The sequence below is a fragment of the Pseudomonas sp. GW704-F2 genome (assembly GCF_059423025.1).
Genome location: NZ_JBWKXO010000032.1, coordinates 1 through 22,743, shown reverse-complemented (window position 1 = coordinate 22,743; position 22,743 = coordinate 1). Strand labels below are relative to the sequence as shown.

16 protein-coding genes and 1 pseudogene are annotated in these 22,743 nt (G+C 61.5%); 3 read left to right on the top strand and 14 right to left on the bottom strand.

Annotated elements, in window-relative coordinates; genetic code table 11:
- Positions 1-21: 21 nt before the first annotated feature.
- Positions 22-909 carry a 3-hydroxyisobutyrate dehydrogenase gene (gene mmsB / locus AC07W0_RS23020; protein WP_046488230.1) on the bottom strand — a complete coding sequence of 296 codons (888 nt, stop codon included), beginning with the start codon at positions 907-909 and terminating at the stop codon, positions 22-24.
- Positions 910-924: 15 nt separating this feature from the next.
- On the bottom strand, positions 925-2,442 hold the full coding sequence (locus AC07W0_RS23015) for a CoA-acylating methylmalonate-semialdehyde dehydrogenase (RefSeq protein WP_017849481.1): 1,518 nt from the start codon (positions 2,440-2,442) through the stop codon (positions 925-927).
- A gap of 131 nt (positions 2,443-2,573) precedes the next feature.
- Between AC07W0_RS23015 and AC07W0_RS23010 the strand changes: the two genes are divergently transcribed.
- A complete protein-coding gene (locus AC07W0_RS23010) occupies positions 2,574-3,521 on the top strand; it encodes a LysR family transcriptional regulator (RefSeq protein WP_102618623.1) in 948 nt (315 codons plus the stop codon).
- 341 nt (positions 3,522-3,862) lie between these two features.
- Here AC07W0_RS23010 and AC07W0_RS23005 read toward each other — a convergent pair whose 3' ends face one another.
- The 6 genes from AC07W0_RS23005 to AC07W0_RS22980 all read right to left on the bottom strand — a co-directional run bounded on the left by AC07W0_RS23005 (position 3,863) and on the right by AC07W0_RS22980 (position 9,943).
- Entirely contained in the window at positions 3,863-4,588 is a 726-nt protein-coding gene (locus AC07W0_RS23005) for a hypothetical protein (protein ID WP_219730847.1), read from the bottom strand.
- Between the two features lie 291 nt (positions 4,589-4,879).
- The gene (locus AC07W0_RS23000; RefSeq protein ID WP_102618624.1) at positions 4,880-5,890 is read right to left on the bottom strand and encodes a hypothetical protein; all 1,011 of its coding nucleotides are present in this window, start codon (positions 5,888-5,890) and stop codon (positions 4,880-4,882) included.
- Positions 5,891-5,946: 56 nt separating this feature from the next.
- Entirely contained in the window at positions 5,947-6,345 is a 399-nt protein-coding gene (locus AC07W0_RS22995) for a hypothetical protein (protein ID WP_169884293.1), read from the bottom strand.
- 288 nt (positions 6,346-6,633) lie between these two features.
- Positions 6,634-6,957, bottom strand: a complete 324-nt coding sequence (locus AC07W0_RS22990; protein WP_102618626.1) for a hypothetical protein — start codon at positions 6,955-6,957, stop codon at positions 6,634-6,636.
- A gap of 134 nt (positions 6,958-7,091) precedes the next feature.
- Positions 7,092-7,628: a hypothetical protein gene (locus AC07W0_RS22985; RefSeq protein ID WP_052960031.1), complete on the bottom strand. Its 537-nt coding sequence runs from the start codon at positions 7,626-7,628 to the stop codon at positions 7,092-7,094.
- Positions 7,629-8,437: 809 nt separating this feature from the next.
- Positions 8,438-9,943, bottom strand: a complete 1,506-nt coding sequence (locus AC07W0_RS22980; protein WP_256580842.1) for a tyrosine-type recombinase/integrase — start codon at positions 9,941-9,943, stop codon at positions 8,438-8,440.
- Positions 9,944-9,989: 46 nt separating this feature from the next.
- Here AC07W0_RS22980 and AC07W0_RS22975 point away from each other — a divergent pair.
- Both AC07W0_RS22975 and AC07W0_RS22970 read left to right on the top strand, forming a co-directional pair.
- Positions 9,990-10,124 (top strand): annotated as a pseudogene (locus AC07W0_RS22975) (LysR family transcriptional regulator); the annotation flags it as partial.
- Positions 10,125-10,457: 333 nt separating this feature from the next.
- A complete protein-coding gene (locus tag AC07W0_RS22970) occupies positions 10,458-10,748 on the top strand; it encodes a DUF3077 domain-containing protein (protein ID WP_017849488.1) in 291 nt (96 codons plus the stop codon).
- A 145-nt stretch (positions 10,749-10,893) separates the two neighbouring features.
- Here AC07W0_RS22970 and yfiB read toward each other — a convergent pair whose 3' ends face one another.
- The 6 genes from yfiB to recC form a co-directional block, all read right to left on the bottom strand.
- Positions 10,894-11,385: an outer membrane lipoprotein YfiB gene (gene yfiB / locus AC07W0_RS22965; protein WP_102618628.1), complete on the bottom strand. Its 492-nt coding sequence runs from the start codon at positions 11,383-11,385 to the stop codon at positions 10,894-10,896.
- A gap of 4 nt (positions 11,386-11,389) precedes the next feature.
- Positions 11,390-12,652: a diguanylate cyclase DgcN/YfiN gene (dgcN, locus tag AC07W0_RS22960; RefSeq protein WP_017849490.1), complete on the bottom strand. Its 1,263-nt coding sequence runs from the start codon at positions 12,650-12,652 to the stop codon at positions 11,390-11,392.
- The gene (yfiR, locus tag AC07W0_RS22955; RefSeq protein WP_046382063.1) at positions 12,649-13,224 is read right to left on the bottom strand and encodes a regulatory sequestration protein YfiR; all 576 of its coding nucleotides are present in this window, start codon (positions 13,222-13,224) and stop codon (positions 12,649-12,651) included. Before yfiR ends, dgcN begins: the two co-directional genes overlap by 4 nt.
- Positions 13,225-13,367: 143 nt before the next feature.
- Positions 13,368-15,437, bottom strand: coding sequence for an exodeoxyribonuclease V subunit alpha (recD, locus tag AC07W0_RS22950; protein ID WP_102618629.1), 2,070 nt, complete (start codon positions 15,435-15,437; stop codon positions 13,368-13,370).
- Positions 15,434-19,108 carry an exodeoxyribonuclease V subunit beta gene (recB, locus tag AC07W0_RS22945; RefSeq protein ID WP_102618630.1) on the bottom strand — a complete coding sequence of 1,225 codons (3,675 nt, stop codon included), beginning with the start codon at positions 19,106-19,108 and terminating at the stop codon, positions 15,434-15,436. Before recB ends, recD begins: the two co-directional genes overlap by 4 nt.
- Positions 19,105-22,557, bottom strand: a complete 3,453-nt coding sequence (gene recC, locus AC07W0_RS22940; protein ID WP_102618631.1) for an exodeoxyribonuclease V subunit gamma — start codon at positions 22,555-22,557, stop codon at positions 19,105-19,107. Before recC ends, recB begins: the two co-directional genes overlap by 4 nt.
- Positions 22,558-22,743: the final 186 nt, after the last annotated feature.

Sequence of the window (22,743 nt, the reverse complement as noted above, 5' to 3'; positions counted from 1 at the left end):
CGCCCTCGCCACAGGCGGTATCTATTTGGGCTTGCGGTAGCTGTTGATGATCGCCGAGAAGTCCTTGCCCCCTTCCCCGCGCTGGCTCATCGATTGATACAACTGCTGGGCCACAGCGCCGAGGATCACCGGCTGGTGCGCCTGGCGCGCAGCTTCGGTGGCCAGCCCCAGGTCCTTGAGCATCAGGTCGGCACCGAAACCACCGGTATAACCCCGCGATGACGGCGCGGTTTCGATCACGCCCGGCCACGGGTTGTACGTGTCGGAACTCCAGCAGCGCCCGGTGGAGCTGTTGATGATGCCAGCCAGCACCTGGGTGTCGATGCCCAGCGCATCGCCCAGGGCCATCGCTTCGCTGACGCCGACCATGCTGATGCCCAGCAGCAGGTTGTTGCAGATCTTGGCGATCTGGCCGGTGCCGACGTCGCCGCAACGCACAATATTACGGCCCATCTGCGCCAGCACCGGTTGCAGGGTGGCGAACAAGTCCGCGCTGGCGCCGACCATGAAGGTCAGCGTCCCGGCTTGCGCGCCGCCAGTGCCGCCGGAGACCGGTGCATCGGCGACGGCCACGCCTTGCTTGGCTGCCGCCGCCGCGACATCGCGGATGGTCTGCGGGTCGATGGTGCTGCAATCCACCGCCGGCACGCCTTGGCCGATACCGGCCAAAACGCCGTCTTCACCCAGCCAGACACTGCGCACATGGGCAGCGGCCGGCAGCATGGTAATCACCAGCTCGGCACCGGTGGCCGCATCGCGCGGTGAACCGCTGATGCTGCCGCCCAGTTCGGCCAGTTCCTTGAGTACCGTCTGGTTCAGGTCGAACAGGTTCAGCGCGTGGCCGGCCTTGATCAGGTTGCGGGCCATGGGCGCGCCCATGTTGCCCAAGCCGATAAATGCAATCTTCATGCTCGTCTCCCGGAATCAGCGCAGGTTGATGGTGGTGTTGACGCCATCGTTGACCGTGTCGTCATCGAACCAGCGGCTGGTGACGGTTTTGGTCTGAGTGTAGAACTGCACCACTTGCTTGCCATACGGGCCGAGGTCGCCGAGCTTGGAACCGCGCGAACCGGTGAAGCTGAAGAACGGCACCGGCACCGGGATCGGGATGTTGATGCCGACCTGGCCGACGTCGATTTCGCTCTGGAACTTACGCGCCGCCGCCCCGCTCTGGGTGAACAGGCCGGTACCGTTGCCGAACGGGTTGGCGTTGACCAGCGCGATGGCCTCATCGAGGGTGTCGACTTCCAGCACCACCAGCACCGGGCCGAAGATTTCCTGGGTGTAGATCTGCATGTCGGTGGTCACGCCCGAGAACAGCGTCGGGCCGACGAAGTTGCCTTGCTCGAAGCCCGGCACCTGGACGTCACGCCCGTCCAGCTCCAGCTTGGCGCCTTCTTTCACGCCGCTTTCGATCAGTTCCAGAATGCGCGCCTTGGCACGCTTGGAAATCACCGGGCCGACATCCGTGCCCGCTTCGCTGCCGGCATTGACCTTGAGCTTCTGCGCCAGCGCCTTCAGATCGGGCAGCCATTGCTTGGAAGCGCCCACCAGCACCACCACCGAAGTGGCCATGCAACGCTGGCCCGCCGCGCCGAAACCGGCACCGACCAGGGCGTTGAGGGTGTGTTCGCGGTTGGCATCCGGCAGCACCACCGCATGGTTCTTGGCGCCCATCATCGATTGCACGCGCTTGCCGTGTTTGCCGGCCAGGTCGTACACATGGGTGCCCACGGCGGTCGAACCGACGAACGACACGGCCTTGATGTCTTTATGCGTGCAGAGCGCATCCACCACGTCCTTGCCGCCGTGTACCACGTTGAGCACGCCGGCCGGCACACCGGCTTCCAGCGCCAGCTCCACCAGCAGCATCGTGGACAGCGGGTCTTGCTCGGAAGGCTTGAGGACGAAGGTGTTACCGCAGGCAATCGCCATCGGGAACATCCACAGCGGAATCATCGCCGGGAAGTTGAACGGAGTAATCCCGGCGCACACGCCGATGGGTTGGCGCAGGGTGTAGGTATCGACACCACCGGCGACGTTTTCAGCGAACTCGCCCATTTGCAGGGTGCCGATGGAGCAGGCGTGCTCCACCACTTCCAGGCCACGGAAGATATCGCCCTCGGCATCGGCAATGGTCTTGCCCTGCTCGGCGCTGAGGACCACGGCGATGCGCTTGGAGTGCTCGCGGATCAAGGCCTGCAGCTTGAGCATGATACGCATGCGTGCGCCGATCGGGGTCAGCTTCCAGGTCTGGAAGGCACGATGGGCGGCGTCGATGGCAGCGTTGACTTCTTCAGCGGTGGCAAACGGGACTTTGGCCAGCACTTGCTGGGTCGCCGGGTTGACGATGTCTTGCCAGTGGGTGGTCTTGGACTCGACCCATTCACCGTTGATCAACAACTTGACCTGTTGCACGGAAATATCGGCAGATGCGTTCATGTGGTCTCCAATTTGTATTTATAGGCAGAGAACCAAGGCGTTGAATCGCCTTGAGGATGAGGCGTTCGGACTGTTTTTGGAGTATAGATGTGCAAACTTCTAATAAGAACGCACATAAAAGCCGGTCCAATATGCAAAAAAACATCACATCACTGGGCTCCCTGAACTGGGACGACCTGAAGTTTTTCCTCGAAGTGGCCCGCACCCGCAAGGCCAGCGTCGCTGCCAAGCGCCTGGCGGTGGACTACACCACCGTGTCGCGGCGCATCAGTTCACTGGAAGTATCACTCGGCACCCTGCTGTTCGAGAAATCCCGGACCAGCGGTTTCGTCCTCACCAACGAAGGCCAGCGCTTGCTCGGCTACGCCGAATCCATCGAAAGCACCTTGCACATGGCCTGCGAACAAGTCTCCGGCTCCGGCGTGGCGCTGTCCGGGCATGTCCGCATGGGCTGCACCGAAGGCTTCGGCAGCTTCTTCGTCACCCCGCAGTTGAGCCACTTCGTCGACACCTACCCGGCGATCTCGGTCGACATCCTGCCCCTGCCCCACTTCATCAGCCTGTCCAAGCGCGAAGCCGACATCGTCATCGCCCTGGAACGCCCGGAACACGGGCCGTATGTATGCTGCAAACTGTGCGACTACAAGTTGCAGCTGTACGCGACCCAGGACTACCTCGACCAACACCCACCCATCCACCGCCCGACGGATCTGGCCGAGCATCCGTTCATCAGCTACGTCGACGACCTGGCCTTCAGCTCGGAGCTGTTGTACCTGGCCAACGTAGTCCCCGGCGCCAGCGCCAGCCTGCGCAGCACCAGCGTGATCGCGCAGTACGTGGCAGCGCAGCAAGGACGGTCGATGGCGATTCTGCCGTGCTTTTTGGCGGCGCAGGATCCACGGTTATTGCCGGTGCTCGGGGAGCAGATTGCGGTTACGCGGCAGTTTTGGATGTACTGCCGCGAAGACTTGCGCAAGCTCAAGCGGATCACCCTGTTGTGGGATTACATCCGGGAAGTTACTGAGCTCAACCGCCCGTTATTGCTGGGCGAAACGCATGTCCTTCGGTTCGCAGACTGAGAGTCTACAGGGAGCAAAGGAAGCTCATCCTAACGACCTCAGGAGCGTCTTGGCAACGACTTGTGACAGTAGTTGTGACACCACTTGTGACAGTGGAAAGGGTTCTTACAGTGGCGCACATGGGCACAATAAGGACCCACACGAGCATCTGTGCGGACCTGCGCGAGGGCCTACGGGGGAACCTTGGTGCGTAGAAGCAATGAGGTGGTCTCTCAGATTTTTGTGGCAAAACGCGAAAGGTCTTTACGGTGGCCTGTGCGCCCACAGCCAAAAGGCCACATGAACAGCCACGCAGACCCAGTAGAGGGCCTGTAGGTGGTCCATGGGGTTCTCCTTGAGGGTTACTTGGTGACCATACCCCAGCGGTCGGTCTTGTCTTTGGACTTGGCTCTGACCTTCGCGGCCTTCGTTTCGGCCACTGTCAGGTTGATCTTCTCTGCTTTGCTACGGAGCCAATCAAGACCGGCTGTCTTCACTCGCCAGCCTTCACGGTTTCCAAAGTCCGATGAGGCCCTCACGAAAGCACCGGAATCGAAGCCAGCCTTTGGCGGTCGTGGCGAGCCCTCACGGGTCCCGAAGTTGTCTACTGGATACACAAAGACCTTCACAGAGACCAGAGCTTCGAGGGCAAGGCGTGGTTGTTGGATACCAGCCACACGGCAAGCCTCAGTCCAAGTCAGACCAGCGCCACGGGCTTTCATGTCGAGGGTCGAAGCCTTGGGCATGTTGGCGTCAAGGAGGGTCTTAGCGGATCTCAGCTCGCCTACAGCGCTGTTACGCATGGCGACGAAGGCACCAGCGACCATTAGATAGAAGTCAGTCGAGACCCACATGGCGTAGGCAATTGTCCCCAGCTCATCAGCAAAGGTCCCGCTGCCGTCCAAGCTCCGCAAATTTCCGGAGGTTCGTAATTCCATGGAGATTGCATTGCGCCACTCAGACGGTGACTTCGAGTCCGGCAGGTCGAGACCCTTATGGATCTCGTTGAGATGCCACATGCGATCAGCGTTGGCCGAGAAGGCCTGGCCCATGAGGGATACTGGGATTGGGGCATTGGTCATGTTCATAGTGTCGATTTCCTTTTGGTAGTGCCCTTCAGGTCGCACCCACAGCCGAGCATCCAGACCCCGACAAAGGGACCCAGCGTGGCATGAAAGGCACTATCAGAAAGACTGGATTGGTTGATTGCCCAGCGACGGGCGATAGGATCATCTGCAAATTTGCAGAAGGTGGAGCCGCCCCCAGATTTGGGGAGTCCTCAAAGGACGCTATGCAAATTTGCATACCGTGGTGAAGCGGTAGCCCCAGCCGGTCCCCTCAGGGTCGGACTTACGGGGCATCTAAGGGAATCCCTGAGGTCAGCTCAGGGTGATGCGGGTAATCATCGGGAAGGCGACAGTCTGGGTCTGGAGACCATCAGCGGTCAGCTTCACCTTGACCTTGCCGTTAGCCACGATGTCCACGACAGTCATGATCTCGATGTCCCATGCCTGATGGGCACCATTGCGGGTCGCTTGGATCTTCCAGACGTTGCCGTCACGGCCTTCACGGTAGCTCAACGAGGTGAACATCTTGGGCAGCAGGAACAGACCATAGTCAGTACCGCTGTAAGGCTGCACGGAGGCACCAATCAGGTCCTCAATGTCACCTACGCCAGCACGCTGAGCAGCACGCTCAAGAACGGCCACCAGAGACACAGGCAGCAGGACCACGAAGTCAGACAGAGCGGTGCCCACGGTCTGGTTGATGTTCATCGTCAAGATGTCGATAAGGTCCTCCGCTTGCTCTACAGGCTTGCCGGTTGGCTTGGCCTCGGAGACAACCTCGGTACTTGGAGCAGTCGAGAGGATCTCAGCGATCTTCCCAGAGGCACTGTACTCGATGTCACGGAGCATCTTGTCAGCGGTCTGAGCCAAGGAGCCCTCGGTGAAGCCAGCCTGAATGTTATGGTCGAGGATGGTCGCACGGTGGCTGATGACCAGAGCGGTATCAGTTGGCTCGGTGAAGATCACAGACCCGGCAAGGACTTCGCCTTTCTCGACAGTCTGGTTATCCCAGTTCTTGCGAGGGTCGAAGGTGACGGTACGGTCAGCCATGGTGATGATCTGTTGACCAGTGGCCTCAGCGCCAGCAGGACGGAACTCACAAGGGGTTGCCTCAATGGCAGCCTCACGCCACTCATCGCCATTCAGATAGTCCTCAGCGGCCTCCACGAGGGCAGCCACATAGACAGACGGATCGGTGGCCGCAAGGGCCTCCGCTCGGACATCAGCAGTGTTGAAGTGAATTGAAGCGTTGTTATCGTCAATGGTGTTGATGTTCCATTTAACAGTGTCTACATGCGGTGCTACGTATTGATTAGGTTTCATTGGATGGTTCTCCTGAATAGATTGGTATGGAAGTAATGAGGGGCGATGGTCTGGGGTTACCAGCCAGAGTTGCCACGAGAGGCAGCACGGATACGGGCGCCCTGCTCACGGATAGCAGCGGCTCGGGCCTCTCGGTCGGCCTTCGCTTGGGCGATTTCACGGGGCGTATGCTCACGCAGACGCTCAGCACGCTCATCGGCCTCACGTTGCTCACGGGCCTTTCGGTCCGCCTCTTGGCGCTTAGTCTCGAAGTAGGTCAGAGCGTCCTCTTGGATTGCCTTGAGGGACAGACCGGCTTCGTCAAAGGCTTTGATCACTCCGAACTTTGCGCCGTTGTTCCGGCCACATTGGGCCATTAGCAAGGGCAGCATTACGTTCTCGACGTACTCACGACTGAAGGTCTGGCCCGACACGGTTACTTCGTTCTTCAGGACTTTGGTGATGGTGATATTCATGATGTTGGATCTCCTATTGGGTGACCCTTTGATCGACCTTGCGCCATAGACACGCGCACGACCAGACGGCCAAGGAGGGAGCCTCATGGGCATCTTCCAAGGTCGATCAAAAGGTTCTGGGGTTTGGGTAGTTATTGCTGATGCTTGATCACAGGACATGGCAAGCCTGAGAGGACATCTGAAAGGACAACCGTGGCGACGGTCGTTGGTAGCTGGGAGAGAATCTTTTGCAGGTGATTCGGTGTGGTCCCAACAGTGAGGGGTTTTAACGTCACCTTGACGATGGAGCTAAAGCCTGATCGAAATTGGTTCCTTTCCGGCCATTGGGATGCTCAAAGGCGTCTTGGCAAGAGCTTGAAGACTGACTCCAAGCGAGACCAGTTCGGAGACCCTTGAGGCCGTCCTTGGAGAGCCTCGAAAAGACACCTCTTCGATCAGAGCGTCAACGTCGAAGCAGACCATTCCGTTCTCATAGGTTCTGTAGGTGGCTTTGCGGTCGTTGAGTAGGTTCTTAACGATGACCAATTGAGGACGGGAAGGCGTGGGGAAGACACGAGACAGGGTGATCAGGTCGTCTTCAGTGAGCGTATCGGTGGCTTGATAGCTGGTCATGTTGGTTCTCCTTAAAGATGTCTATGAGATGGATGAAAGGGAGGGGTGATTATTATCACTACCCCTCTCTCTCTGAGGCTGGTCGATGCTCTGATCTCAAAGATGGTCGTTGAGGTTTTAATAGTATGCGGCATTTAATCAGAGGTGCTTTCGGTGCCCAGTGTCCTCAGGTCGTAGTGCAGCTTTGCGAGTGCCTCAGGGCTTGGCGGTTCAAGCTGGTCCTCCCATTGGTTAGTACGGGTGGTCTCCTTCAAGAAGCCGTAGCGCATCTCGTGGGTCAGGTCATCGGGTCGGCTCTTGAGTAGGTAAGGCATCGCCAGCTCAATGGCTTTCACGTAGCGTTGAGCCTGTCGTAGGCCAAGCCGGTACTGAGCCATTACGGTGGCCGCTGAGACGACCTCAAGTTCCGCAAGGATTGCCACGAGGCGCTTCACAGAGAGGGGCTTAGACGAGCCACCAGACCCGATAGGCCGGTCATGCCAGTCCAGCCTTGCGATGCCCTCAAGGATGTCCATAGCGAAGGTAGGATACTGGCCGTAATCAGTGGTCGGCCCAATGAAGCCGTGGAACAGGTTAGCGATGATCTTGGTGGGTCGGCCTCGGCCACGCTTGGCGGTCTCGGCTTGGGCGGTGGTGATGGCCTCGTGTTGAGCGGGGTCATAGCTGGTCATGGTGATGGCCTCCTATTGTTTGTTCGACAAGCCGGATGCCTGTCGCAATAGTGAGGGCTTTTAACGTCACCAGCGTTTCGACTAACAAACGCGGGGCCTTCAGGACATCTTTAGGTTTCCACAAGCGCGCTCCTACGCTCACGGAGCAAGCCTGAGCCCCAGCGAGTCGATCAGATTTCACGTAGGAGCGCGATCAGGTACGCAGTACCGCTGGGTTGGTGGAAGACTCAGCGTCATACTTTCCGGTCTTGCGGGCGTGGCCCTTTAGGAGGAACTGATAGACGTTCGCCTCAGTCAGAAGGGGCGCTCGGAGTTGGAGAGCACGTCCTGAGATGTCCTTAGGACCACAGACCCTGTAATCCAGTATCTGACTCGCAACGTCCAGCAGGGTGATGCCTCAGGGACAAGCCAGATTGTTTCCCATCGGCGGGTATCAGGCCGATTAGGTAATCCAAGGTCTACTTTCGATAGACCATTGAGTTCGCCCATCTTGATCGCCTGTACCTCTGAGTGCCGCTTGAGGTGCTACGCAAGGACCACAGATACGGTAATCCTGTATCTGACTCGCGGAGGACTGGTCAAATTATCCTTTACCAGTGTCGAGAGCTGTTGTCCGGGCCTATCATGCTTGAGGTTGCGGAGGTCGTTAACCGATTGCTTGGGGTTCTTCATCTGGGCTGCGAGAGCCACTTGAGTCGCCACGAACAGCAGGTCATGCTCAGGGTGCCCCACCAGAACGTCCAGCTCGATGCCCATGAAGTTGCGTTTTTCAAAGTAGGTCCACCGACAAGCGGCAGACCCTTCACCCATCAGAGTAGGGCAGTCTTCACAGACTCAGGCAAGAGCAAACCATTGAGCATCTCAGCGATGACCGCCACCGGGACACCCGAGCCATAAATATCAAAGGTTACCGTTCCCGAGGCGTGCCCCATGACAGCTTGAGCATGAGTCGTAGGAACCCCTTTGGCCTGCATGAGGGAAGCCAATGAGTGGCGCAATGAGTGGAACACTAAGCCCCTTACATAGGACTCCCCAAGAGCCTGAGGGATTGCCTGCTGGTTGACCCATTCGCCTGCTGGTCTGTAGCCGATCTGTGCCAACGAATCATTCCCGCTCTGTTTGCAGGTCTCGACATACCGTAGGAACGCTTGAAGGTCGAAGCCATAGGCGCCATCAGTCAATGGCACCAACCTCTCACTACGCTTGTTCTTGATGGATTTACCCTCACCAACCTCATTGATGTGGATAACGACAATGCCTGACTTAAGGGTCTGAATGTCGCTCACGCTCAACTGAGAGATTTCATTGAGTCGGCCACCAGTGATGATGCCAAGGCTCAGCAGCCAGCGTTTCCATGATGTCTCAGGGAGCTTGTTCGCATAGGCCATGAGGCTGCCTATCTGAGCCTGAGAGAACGCCTTACGGGTCGACTCAGTGCCTTTGGTGAACTTGAGTTTCTTGTCGTATGACTTATCGAGATGACCATTCTCAACCGACCAATTCAGTACAGCAGAGAGCTTCATCAGCATCTGATTCACTGTTGATGGTTTCCGAGTGGTCGCAAGCCTATCCCTCAATGCCACAAGATCCGCCCTTGTGTGCACCCTAAGGTCCAAAGCTCCTAACTCGGTACACAGGACGCCATGAGTGAACTTGGTGGAACTGAGAGTGCTGGCTTTCTGCTCACCTGCCCGGTCCGCCATGTAGAGACCCGAGAGAACCTCAAAGGTCATTGGAGCTAATACAGATAGAGACAGAGGCACGCCATTGACGTGCTTCAGGTTGCTCTGAGAGCCGCCCTCAAGATCCCTAATGATGTTCACCAAGGGCACTGAGTCGCCCTGTAGTCGCTCCTGAGCAGCACTCATAACCTGTCTCGCCTTGGCTATGTGTTCGTGCTGATCAACACTCAGCGGCATCGTAGCTGCTATCTCCGACAGGTTGGTCCTAACGTCTTCATAGAGGTCGCCCCATTCACGTAACGAGTGAACATCATGAGCAGACGACAAGAGATTCTCAGCGACCCATAGCAGATGCTCCCTGAGCTCACTAAAAGTCGCCTGAGGGTGATCCAAGTGGAAGGCCTTGATGGTCTCGGCAAGTCGTCGTGAAGCGTCCATAGCTGCCCTTCGGTCAGTGGTCTTAAGTGAAACGGAGGTGGCTTGAGTGGTGCTGCCGGTCTCTCTGAGGCGCAGATAGTAAATGCCGTTGCGTCGATAGTGGTAGAGCTTGGCGAGCCTTGTGGTCGGCCTCAGATGAATGGCAAAACTTGTGACAGCACTTGTAACAGGATAGAGCTTTGCAGTGGTCTTCATGGCATCAGGCCCCGTAATCATTGGGTGGGACCTTTGCTACCTGTAGTTCTGGATGTATTGCCGGGAGGATTTGAGGAAGTTGAAACGGATTACGTTGTTGTGGGACTACATACGCGAGGTGACGGAGCAGAATCGGGGGTTGTTGATGGGGGAGACGCGGGAGATGCGGTTTGCGGATTAAAGGGCCAGCAACGACGATTCGCTTTAAATTGCAGGACGATTCCTAGAGAATCTCCAGCCTATTGCGCCATAGAATTTGAGTGTCTAGCCTCCTCGGGTCGCTGCAAAACAGCGGTTGGGTTTAGCGACCCGAGAAACGTAGGTATGACCTCCTCAACTACTTTGGCTGGCATTTTTTGCCAGCTTTATCGTGTTATGGCGGCTGTGCGCGGGAGACCTTCGGGGTCTACCGGGTTCCTAGGTTACCGGTTCGCTAACCTGCGTACAGCTGCCACCTCTCCATGTTTAGCGACATGCCGTGGCGGTTTCTACTTCTTAACCTAAGAGAAACACCATGACCAAAATCGTCCCCGATCCACCGCTTTCTGCCTTCACCACCCTCGGCGTCGTCACCTTCGGCGACTACGGCGAAAACGAAAAACCACTGTTCCGCGTCAACGCGGGCATGCCGCTCGGCGAAGCGCTGGAACACGCCTCTACCCTGCTTTACTACGCCAAGAAACTCGCGATGGAAGCCGCCATGGATGTGCGCGGCGAGCAATACGCCTGGGCGGCGCATTATCTGTGTGAGATGGGCAAGGCGGTGGTGGATGACTTGACGCAGGCGCTGACGCCGAGCAGTTAAGCGAACACGGTATAAATGTGGGAGGGGGCTTGCCCCCGATAGCAGTGTGACAGCCAACACATCTACTGGATGACACACCGCCATCGGGGGCAAGCCCCCTCCCACATTTGGATTGCATTTCATACATTGGAATGGGCGAAGTCGCTTAGTCGGTACTTACCACAATCGACACCCGACGATTCTCGGTGCGCCCTGCGGCGGTGTCGTTGGCGGCCACCGGCTGGCTGCTGCCCAGGCCGCGCAGTTGGATGTTTTCCTCCTTCATCCCCACGCGGGTCAGCACCGTGGCCACGCTTTTGGCGCGGCGCAGGGACAGTTGCTGGTTATAGCTCTCTTTGCCCGAGGCGTCGGTGTGGCCGTCTACCCGCACGCGGTCGATGCCCACGTCCAGCAACGCCTTGCCGATGCGCTCGACGATGTCCGTGCTGGGGGCGTTGAGGCTTTCGACGTCGCTGCCGAACAGCACTTTGCCCGACAGGCCGAACGCCCAGCCGTCGTCGGTCAGTTCGAAGCCTTGTTGCTTGAGGACGGCGACTTGCGCCGGACTCAGGCCTTTGGGAGGGGGTGTCTGGCAGCCGCTCAGGGCCAGCAGGGCCACGAATAAGGTGATAAACACAACGCGTGCAGTCGAGAACAAGGGATCAACTCCTGTGGTGAACGTTGACGACGGGGAGCTCCGCCTCCGCCGTTTGCTGGCCGCCCAGTGACAACCGTTTGGCCTGGTACATCGCCGCATCGGCGGCGTTGAGCAGGGCGCCGGGGGTGACGCCATGATCGGGGTAGATGGCGATGCCGATACTCAGGGAGGTCAACACGTGGGTGTCGCCCGGCACCGGAATCGGTATGTCCATGCTGGCAATGATCTTGTCGGCGATGCGCTGGGCATCTTCTAGTTTGTGCAGCGGCGAGAGCAGGATGGCGAACTCGTCGCCGCCCAGGCGTGCCACCAGGTCGTCTTCGCGCAATTGCGCGCGCACGCGCGTGGCAACCGCCACCAGCACCGCATCGCCGGCGGCGTGACCGAAGTTGTCGTTGATGTCTTTGAAGCGGTCACTGTCGAGAAACAGCACCGCCACCCGCTCGTTGGCCTTGGCGGCGCTGCGCAGGGCACGGATCAGGCGGCCTTCGAAGAACGCGCGGTTGGGCAGGCCGGTCAGGCTGTCGTGATTGGCCTGGTGGGCAAGGCTTTCGTTTTCGCTTTGCAGGTGGTTTTGCCAGGCTTGCATTTCTTCCAGCAGGGCATTGAAGTCGTTGCCCAGGCTGTCGAGTTCGGCGATTTGTGCCCGTGGCACGCGGCGGTCGAAGTCGCGCTCGATGCGCGCGGCGTGGGCCACCGCCGCGAGGCTGTGCAACGGCCCGGTAATCCCCTGCAACAGGCGCCGCGCCAAATGCACGGCGACCCAGGCGCTGAGGACGGTGCAGATCAGAATCCCGGCCAGGCCGCTGAGCAAAAAACGCAACAGGCTGCCACCGTGACCGGTCAGGTGAATGCTGCCGATGGTGCGCCCCTGGTGAACGATCGGCTGGCTGATCGGCTGTTCGAGCAGAGAATGGGCCAGTTGCAGCTCGACCCGGGACAACATCCCGGTGTCCGGCCGTAGCCACTGCGCCAGTAGCCGGCCGTTGGCGTCGAAGACTTGGGCTTGGGCCACTTCTTCGGTGGAGGCGATCAGGCTGAGGGCTTCGGTGGCCGCCGCACGGTCGTTGAACACCACCGCCGCTTCCACGGTGTAATTGATGGAGCGTGCGATCAGGTGCAGATTGTGCTCGGCATACACGCGCAACGCCAGCACCCCGAGCAAGGTCAAGGACACACTGGCCAGCGTCACCGCCACCAACGCCAGGATCAAGTGCCCGCGGCCGATGACCGAGCGCAGGGTCGGTTGCGCTTTCGTCCATCTCATGACGCAGGCGCTCGACGGCGCGACAGCTGCAACACGCTGGGGTGAATACGCACGCCGCTGCGGGCCACGGAGTCGAGGTTGACCTCGAACGACACCTGCTCATCGCCCACCCGCAGGCAGAACAGACTGCCGACGGTGCATTGGTCGCCGCCTTCGCTGATGCTCAGCACCGGGTGGCCCATCAATGACGCAAACAAGCGGCTGCGCTCATCGGTATTGAGTTCGCCGATGTACACAGCGTCGCAGGCATTGACGATATCGGGGTTGTCGGCCAGCAGGCGCTGCACCACCACCGGGCGACCGGTGGCTTGGGTGGTGCCTTTGACCAGGTCGTCGGTGTATTGGGTCGGCCCGACGACGCACAGGCGCAATTGCGCCGGTTCCACCGGCCAGCGCGCATAACTGAGGATACCCAGCACCACCTGGGTCACCGCCTGGGCACGGGAGTCGGCCATGCCCACGGGGCTGGCCGTCTGGGCAAAAGCACGCGGCGCGAGCAGGCACAGCACGGCCACCAGTAACATGCGTCTCCAGCTCAAGCGATGCTCTGTGGACGAGACAGCCACGTTCATGCAGCGATTCTCTCAGGTGTCAACGAGGGGTGATGCCGCAACGATAGCACAGCGGCGGAAAGCCCCGCGAGGCCACGCCTCGAAGGGTCCCGCTATTTTTTCAGAAAAATATGACACTCAAATCCGAAATACCAAATGACCGATCAGTCAGGTTTCCCGGGCTCATGCCCCAACTCCAGCATCAACCCGCTCAAGCGCTTGACCTTGCGCCGCACGGCTTCTTCGAACACCCCGCCGCGTGGCTCGATCAGGCTGAACCAGCGCTTGGCGCGGGTGATGCCGGTGTAGATCAGTTCTTTGGTGAGCACCGGGTTCAGCGCGTCCGGCAGGATCAACGCGGTGTGGGTGAACTCGGAGCCCTGGGATTTGTGCACGGTCATGGCGTACACGGTTTCCACATCGTTGAGCCGGCTGGGCAGCACAAAGCGCACGCCGCCCTGGCCGTCGTTACGCGGGAAGGCCACGCGCAACACGTGGGGGCCGCCGGCGCTTTCGGGCAATTTCAGGGCGATGCCGATGTCGCCGTTCATCAGGCCCAGGCCGTAATCGTTGCGGGTCATCAGCACCGGGCGGCCTTCGTACCACTGCTCGTCGCCGTCGATCAGCCGCGCTTTGCGCAAGGCGGCGGTGATGCGCAGGTTCAGCCCTTCCACGCCCCAAGGGCCCTTGCGCACGGCGCAGAGCAGTTGGAAGGCGTCGAAGGCGTGCAGCAGTTGTTGCGCCCAATGGGTCCAGGCGGGGTCGTCACGCGGGGTGTCGAGAGACGGGCGCGCGGCGTGCAGCAGGTTCAGGTAGGCACGGTAGCCCTCGGCGCCATCGCCCGGCCCGTCCAGCACCAGGCGTTCCAATGCGTGGTCGTGTTCGCCCTTGAGGCTGACGCAGAACAGGTCGCGGTGGCTGCCCGCGGTCAGTAACCGTCGGGCTTCTTCGGCGTTCTGCTGGTTGACCCAACGCGCCAGTTGGCCGATGCCGCTGCCTTCGCCGAAGCGCCGCGAGTAGCGCAGCATCACCACTTGCTGGGCCAGCGGATGGCTGCCGTCGCGGTCTTCCTGCAGGCCGCTGTTGCCCAGGTCTTCACCGCTGACCGCTTGCAGCCATCGGCGGGTGTCGGCGCTGTACCAGCCGGCCTCGGCGTCGCGGCACAGGTCGCCGAGTACGGCGCCAGCCTCGACCGAGGCGAGTTGGTCCTTGTCGCCCAGCAGCACCAAGCGTGCGTGGGGCGGCAAGGCATCAAGCAGGTTGGCCATCATTTCCAGGTCGATCATCGAGGCTTCATCCACCACCAGCACATCCAGCGGCAATGGATTGCCCAGGTGATGACGGAAGTGGCGGGTGCCCGGGCGGCTGCCGAGCAGGCGGTGGACGGTGGTGACCTGGGTCGGGATTTTTTCCCGCACGTTGTCAGGCACATTCAACGACAGCACTTGCTGGCTGATGGACTCGGTAAGCCGTGCGGCGGCTTTACCGGTGGGCGCCGCCAGACGAATGCGCAACGGGCTGCCGGCTTCCACGGCCGGCGCCTGCAACAGCGCGAGCAAGCGCACCACGGTGGTGGTCTTGCCGGTGCCGGGGCCGCCGGTGACGATACTGAACGCCCCGCGAGTGGCCAGGGCGCAGGCGAGTTTCTGCCAGTCGATCACGCCATCGGGCGGCGCTTGGTCGAACAGGCCGTTCAGGCGCTGGGGCAGATCGGCGGCGAGGCTTTCTGCTGTGGCCAGGCGCAGGCGCAAGGCCGTGTCGATGCGCCGTTCGTAGGTCCAATAGCGGCGCAGGTACAAGCGTTTGCCGGACAGCACCAACGGGCGACTTTGCGCGGCCTCGCTGCCGTCGACGGCCAACGCGACCAAGGGGCTGGCGGCCAGGGCGTGGCACCAATGCGCGCCGTCCAGGCCCGCGAGCAGTTGCGACGGCAGCAGCATGGTGCCGGTTTGCAGGTCGCCTTCCGGCGGCAGGGACAGGGCGAAATCCGGTGCCTTGAGGGTCTCGAACAGGTCCAGGCACACATGGCCGTGGCCCAGTTGATGGCTGGTCAGGGCCGCGGCCAGCAACACCAAGGGGTCGGCCTGCGGGTCGAGTTCGTGCAGAAAGCCGACGAACGCCTTATCCAGCGCGCGCAGCCAGCCACGCTCGACCCAACGTTCGAACAGTTGCACCAGATCGGCGGCGCGGCTGAGGGGCATCAGTGCCTCCAGCGGTAACGGCGACAGGCTCATAGCAACACTCCTTGTTCCCAGGCGGGCTCAGCCTTGGGCGGTAACGATTGGCCTTGGAACATCAGGTCCAGGCTCTCGATCAGCGCCCGTGGCGGCCGCGTGAAGTACGCCCCCTGGCTGGCGGCCCGAGTGCCGCGCAGGAACAGATAGAGCGCGCCGCCGACATGGCGGTCGTAGTCGTAATCCGGCAGGCGCGCCTTGAGTTGGCGATGCAGGGCCAGCAGGTAAAGCACGTATTGCAGGTCGTACCGATGCTCAAGGATCGACTGTTCCATGGCGTCCTGGGTGTAGGCCGAATCATCGGGGCCGAGCCAGTTGGATTTGTAGTCGGCCACGTAGTAACGGCCGTCGTGCTCGAAGGTCAGGTCGATGAAGCCTTTGAACATGCCGTTGAGCAACACCGGTTCCGCTGCGACGCGGGAGACGCCGTTGTGGGTGTACTGGCACACCAGTTTGTCGAGGGCGAGCACGTCGACTTTATGGCTAGCGAACCAGAACTCCATTTCGATCTGGTAGTGCTGCAGGCCGCTGAGCGTGACCTGATCGTTATCCAGCGGCAGCGGTGTTTGCAGCAGATGGCCGAGCCAACCGCTGAGGGTGATGATCCAGCCTTCCCAGTTGCGGCGGTTGCAGCGCGCGCCCACGGCCTTTTCGATAGCCTGCGGGGTCACGTCGAAGCCGTCTTCGCCTGCCCACTCCAGCAGGCCATGGAGGAAGGTGCCGGGGTTAGGGCCGCGTGGGAAACGGTGAATATCGCTGCCGGACGCAGCCGCTTCACGCGGTGCGTCAGGGTCGAGGCGTTCGTCGTCGAACAGCTTCTGGGCTTGCGGGCTTTCCGGCGCTTCAAGGTTGGCGGCGCTCATGCTGTCGCCGATGCGCAAGGCGCTGTAGGACGCGATCCACCAGTTTTCCGCAGCCTTGCGTTTGGGCAGCAATGGCGCGAGCAGCGTGGCTTCGTTACGCGGCGGGTGGAAAACGCTGGCGTGGGCTTCGGGCATCGGCGCGTAATGCACGGCGGCACAGCCTGCCTGCAGGTCCAGCAACCAGCGCGCCAGGCCGGCGGACTCCGCCAACGCGGCGCCGGCGCCGAGCAAATAGCCCAGCGCCGACAGGTGCAGCACCGAGCTGCTGTTGTTGCCGCGCTTGAGGTCGGCAATGCCCAGCCAGCACGCGTGTTTGGCGCGGGTCAGGGCGACGTAGAACAGACGCAGGTCTTCCGCCAGGCGCTCGTCATCGGCCTGGGCGATCAACTCGGTGGTCGGGCGCAAGCTCACCTGCGACTTGCCGTTGGCATCGTGGTAATGCAGCGGCAAGCGGCTGCCATCCACCGGTTTGGCCGAGCAGATGAAGGGCAGGAACACCAGGTCGTATTCCAGGCCCTTGGATTTGTGGATGGTCACCACCTTGACCAGTTGCTCGTCGCTTTCCAGGCGCAGGATCTGTTCTTCACCGGCCTGCCCCGACAGCGCGAGGTGTTCGGCCAGGTGGCGGATCAAGGCCTGTTCACCGTCCAGTTCGGAGGCCGCCTGTTGCAGCAGTTCGCTGAGGTGCAACAGGTTGGTCAGCACGCGCTCGCCATCGCTGCGGGCGATCAGGGTTTGCGGCAGTTTGAAGTCGTGCAGCAGGCGACGCAGCATCGGCAGCACGCCTTGGCTGCGCCAGATCGCGCGGTAGCCACGGAACTGCATCACGCGGCTTTCCCACGCCAGTTCGTCCTGGTTCAGACGCTCAAGTTCCGGCAGTGACAGGTTCAAGGTGACGCAAGCCAGCGCGGCGCGCAGCGGGCGTTCGACGTCCGGTTCGGCACAGGCCTTGAGCCAGGCCAGCAGGTCGTGCGCCTCTTGGGCGGCGAACACCGAGTCCTTGTCCGACAGGTACACGCTGCGCACGCCACGGGCGGCCAACTCGCCGCGCACGGCTTGGGCTTCCTTGCCGTCGCGCACGAGGATGGCGATGTCCGACGGCAACACGCCATCGAAGCTGCCGTCGGCGTGTAGGAAACCAGCGCGGCCTTGCTGCCCGCCGTTGAGCAATTCGACAATCTGTGTGGCGCAGGCCGCCGCCAGTTGCTGGCGATAAACCGCGTTGGAAATCGGCTGATCGGTGGGCAGGTGCCAGAGGTTCAGCGCGGGCAGCGTCTGACCATCGACCTGCAGTTGCTCCTTGCGGCCTTGGGACAGCACCGGCTGGAACGGCACCGGGTTTTCGCCACTCGGCTTACGGAACAGAAACGCGCCACGCCCGGTTTCCGCACGCTGGAACACATGGTTGACCGCCTCGACCATCGCGTGGCTGGAGCGGAAGTTGGTGCCCAGGGTGTGATGCCGGCCGGTGGTGGATTGGCGCGCGCGCAGGTAGGTGTAGATGTCGGCGCCACGGAAGGCGTAGATCGCCTGCTTGGGGTCGCCAATCAGGAACAGGCCGCTGTCGAGGTGGTTTTCTTCGATGCGGTAGATGCTGTCGAAGATGCTGTATTGCACCGGGTCGGTGTCCTGGAACTCGTCGATCAGGGCGACCGGGAACTGTTCGCGGATCACGCTGGCCAGACGCTCGCCGCCGTCGGTTTGCAGGGCGGCGTTGAGGCGGATCAGCATGTCGTCGAAGCCCATTTCGGCGCGCCGGCGTTTTTCATCTTCGAAGCGTTTGCCGACCCACGCGGCGGCGTGTTGCAACACGGCGGCGTCGGGGGTGGGCAGCGCATCCAGGCTGGCCTTGAGGCTGGCCATGGCGTCGATGCCCGGGTGGTGCGGCGGCTCGCCCTTCCAGGCTTCGGCCATGCCGTCCGGGGTCAGGCGGGTGAAGCCGGTGCCGATGTCCAGCTGTTCGAGGGATTCGTCCGCGGCCCAGGCGCTGATCTTTTCGAACCAGGGTTCGAAGTAACGCGCTTGCATCTTGCGCCCATCGACGGCTTTGGCGGCGACGGCTTGCAGGCAGATCTCGCGCAACTCGTCGGCCCATTGCGGCCACGGCGCCTTGAGGGCGACCAGGGCGGCGCGGCGTTCTTGCAGGCACGCAGCGATCAACTCGGCCGGCTCGCGGCTTTCGCCGCTGGGCCGTTCGCTGCCGAACAGCGCGCGCACCCGTGGCATCAGCGCGGCCGGGCCACCCCAGTTGTTGCGCACCCAGTTGAGCGCATCGTCGTGCATCGGGTAGCAAAACAGCCGCCAGTAGTCGCGCAGCACTTCGCCGAGCAGGTCGCTGTGGTCGGTTTCCAGGGTCTGGGTGAACAGGCTGCCGCTGTCGAAGGCGTGTTCGCGCAGCATGCGCTGGCACCAACTGTGGATGGTCGAAACGGCGGCTTCGTCCATCCATTGCGCGGCGATGTCCAGACGGTTGGCACAGGCCGGCCATTGCGCGGGCGGGTATTGATCGCGCAGTTCGGCGATCAGGGCGTCGGGCTGTTGGATCTCATCGCGAAAGAACCGCGCGGCTTCGGCCAGGCGGATGCGGATGCGTTCGCGCAGTTCCTTGGTGGCGGCGTCGGTGAAGGTCACCACGAGGATCTGCGGCGGCAGCAGTTCGCGGCCGAAGCCGGCGTCATCGCCACCGTGGCCGAGCACCAGGCGCAGGTACAGGGCGGAAATGGTGAAGGTTTTGCCGGTGCCGGCGCTGGCTTCAATCAGCTGGCTGCCTTTGAGCGGGAAGGCCAGGGCCAAGGGTTTACTGCTCATGCGCCGGCCTCCTCGCCAGTGAGTGATCGCCAGGCGGCGTTGATCAGGGGCCGGTACAAGGTTTCGCACCAGCCTTCGAATGCTTCGCTGGCCACCAGGGCCGCATAGTCGGGGAATTGCCGGGTCAGCGCGGGGGTTTCGCGGCGCTCGCCATCGGTGTTGATGCCATCACCTTCGTAGGCTTTGCTCGCGGCCGCCGCAGCTTTGGCCGGGTCGGTCTGACCGAGCCAGGCGAACGCGGTTTTAACCGCGACGGGCAGCGGTTTGGCCATGCCGACGTGCCAGGCCAGCAGCAGGTCGCCGAGGATGTCCTGGGCGCTGGAGGGTTCCAACGGGGCCAGCAACAAGGTGTCGTCGCTGGCCACCAGCGCGGTACTCAACGGCAGGCCGCAGGCGCAGGCGACCAAGTGGTTGACCCACGGGCGAATCAGCCGATGCCACTTGCGGGTCTTGATCGAGCCGATGCTGTTGGGGATGGTGGTGACGCTCAACAATCCGCCATCACTGCGCCGATGCAGGCCGCTGATCCAGCCTTCGAGCTGAATGCCTTGATGCTCGAAACTGATCGGTTCCGCACCAGTGTGCGGAGTGGGCCAGAGGGCCAGCAGTTGTTGATAGCGTTGCAGCAGGCCGGGCAAGGGCTCGATCAGTTCGTTGCGCAGGCACTCGCCGAAACCGACCATCGGCAGCAGGCCGCTGCCTTGCAGGCGACGGGCCTGGGCGGTGAGCGCCTGGTCGACATGATCGGGCTGGCTCAGCGCGGCGTTCAGCAGGCTGTCGCTCAGGCTGTAGCGTTGCAGGGCGTCGAGGACAAAGGGTTCCTCATCGGCCAGCGGCACTTCGGCAGCCTCGAAGAATACTTTCAGACGCTGGCTGAAGAAGTGTTTGACCGGGTTGCGCAGGAAGTCCTGCAACTGGCCGAGGCTCAGGGGTTCTTCCTGTCGATGGGCCGCCAGTTCGGTGTTGTCTGGCGGCGCATCCGTGACTTCGTGCAGCAACTGCCATTCGCGGGCGTAGCTGAACAGCGGGTCACCGGCGTGAAAATAGCGTGCGCTGAAGGGTTGGAGCGGGTGTTCCTGGGTCATCGCGTCAAGCAGCGGTGTGTCGCTTTGGCTTGACTGCCAGCCGCTGGCGAGATGATCGCGCAGTTGGCCGATCAATACCGACGCCGGGCGCTCGCTGTTGTCGCGAATGCTGCGGCCGACCCAACTGATGTAGAGCTGGTCGCGGGCTGACAACAGGGCTTCGAGCAGCAGATAGCGGTCGTCTTCGCGGCGTGAGCGGTCGCCGGGGCGATAGTCGCTGCCCATCAGGTCGAAATCCAGCGGTGGTTGGGCGCGTGGGTAGTCGCCGTCATTCATGCCGAGCAGGCAGACCAGCTTGAACGGGATCGCACGCATCGGCATCAGGGTGCAGAAATTGACAGCTCCGGCGAGGAAGCGCTGGGACAGGCGCCCTTGGTCGAGACCGGCTAGCCACGCTTCGCGGACTACGGTGAGCGGTAACTCGTCCTGCAGGCCGACGGATTCGCAGGTTTCCAGCCAGGTTTCGCGGAGCTGTTCGAGCTGGCCCAACAGGTAGTCGTCGTGTTCGCTGCTGGGCAGGAAAAACAGCTGCATCAAGCGTTGCAGGCGCTCGCCCCATTCTTGCGGAGCCGCAGGTTGCGACAAGGCTTGGTGAGCGTCGCTGAGTGCGTCGAGCAACGCGACCAGCGGGCCGATCAAGGCCGCGTCGAGGCCGCCAATTTCGTCGTAGGGCTCGATGCCGTCACAGGCGACACCCGTGCCCACGGCATAACCGAGCAGCATACGGCGCAAACCAAATCGCCAGCTGTTTTGCTCCAGCTCGTGGGGCAGGCCAAGACCGGCGCGCTGTTCGGCATTGAGGCCCCAGCGGATGCCGGCGCCTTCGATCCAGCGATGCAGCGTCGGCAGGTCGCGCTCCTTGATGGCGAAGCGTTCGCGCAGGGCCGGGACGTCGAGCAGGTCGAGGATTTCACTGACCGGGAAGCGGCTGTCGGGGAGCTTGAGCAGGTGTTCGACGGCGATCAACAGCGGGTCGCGGCCGCGTTGGCCCTGGTCGGTGAGGGTGAAGGGGATGAAGCGCGGGTCATTGCGGTCCAACTGGCCGAACACCGCGCGAATGTGCGGCGCGTAACTGTCGACGTCGGGGACCATGACGATGATGTCGCGGGGACGCAACGCCGGATCGGCGCTGAAGCGTTGGAGCAATTGGTCGTGGAGGATTTCCACTTCGCGTTGGGCGCTGTGGGCGATGTGAAAGCGGATTGAGGTATCGCGCTGCAGATCGACGGCGGGCCAGAGGTCGCGGGTTTCGTTGAGCGGGCGCAGTTCGAGGATATCGTCTTGGAGCTGGTTGAGCAGTGTGGTCGGTTCGCCGTCGCTGAACAGGTCGATGCGGCCGTCGCGGAAGGCAGCGCGGTAGCTGTTGGGATCGTCGTAGCTGTCGAGCAGGCTGATGTAGTCGCGACCTTGTTTGCCCCAGGCGGCGAGCAACGGGTGAGCATGCTGGTGCAGGGTTTGCGGGTCGATGGTGACCGGCATGCCGGCTTTGCGTGCCTGGCGTTTGTATTCGTTACGCAGCAAGTCCTTGTCGGCCACGATGTCGGACCAATGGTGGCGACAGGGGTTGTGGACACAGAGCAGGACCTGACTGAAGCGCGCCAGGCCGGCGAGCGCTTCGAGTGCTTGGGCGGGCAATGAGGAAATGCCGAAAACAATCACTCGGGAAGGCAGCCCTGGCGGTGCTTGCTCAAGGCTATTGATCCGTTCGATAAAGCGCTGATGCACACCGGCACGGCTTTGCGCCATGCCGGCTTCGCCCACATCCAGCAGTAGGGCGCGCCATAACTCGGCTTGCCAGCAGTTGGCGGGGTCGAGGGGTTTGGATTCGCCGCGACCGTTACGCAGTTGATGGCGGCCGGCGGCCCAATCTTCCAGCCAGTCGGCGCGGTAGACCTGGTATTGGTCGAACAGGTCGGCCAATCGCTCGGCGAGTTGGTAGCGTTTGCGCAGGTCGGAGTCGTCCGTGAGGAAGCGCTGCAGCGGCTCGAAGTGCGGTTGATTGATCAGCTCGGGGAGCAGGCGCATCAGGCGCCAGGTCAGCGGGGCTTTATCGAGCAGGGATTTGGGCGGGATCTCGTCGCGCCCCAGGACCATGCGATAGAGCTGCCACATGAAGCTGCCGGGCAGTTGCACGTCGATCGCCGCAGCAATGCCGCAGCCACCCATGTCGTCATCTTCCGGATCTTCGGCCAGGGCCAGCTTGAGCCATTGGGCGATGCCGTTGCTCTGGACCAGGGCGATTTCATTTTCCAGAGGGGCCAGGGGATAACGGCGCATCCAACTGACCACCAGGCTGCGCAGTTCGTCCAGGCGGTTACCGTGAACCACCATGAATCCTGCGCTGAGAGGCATCGCATCCGGCATAACGGCTTCCTTGGCAAAAGCAAAATCGAGGCATGGACTTTAGCACTGAAGGCCGTCCGATGAGCCACTTGACCCTTTCCGACCGCCCAGAACAAAACCCCTGTCTGCGTAAGCAAACAGGGGTTCTGGAATTTAATCTTGACGATGACCTACTCTCACATGGGGAAACCCCACACTACCATCGGC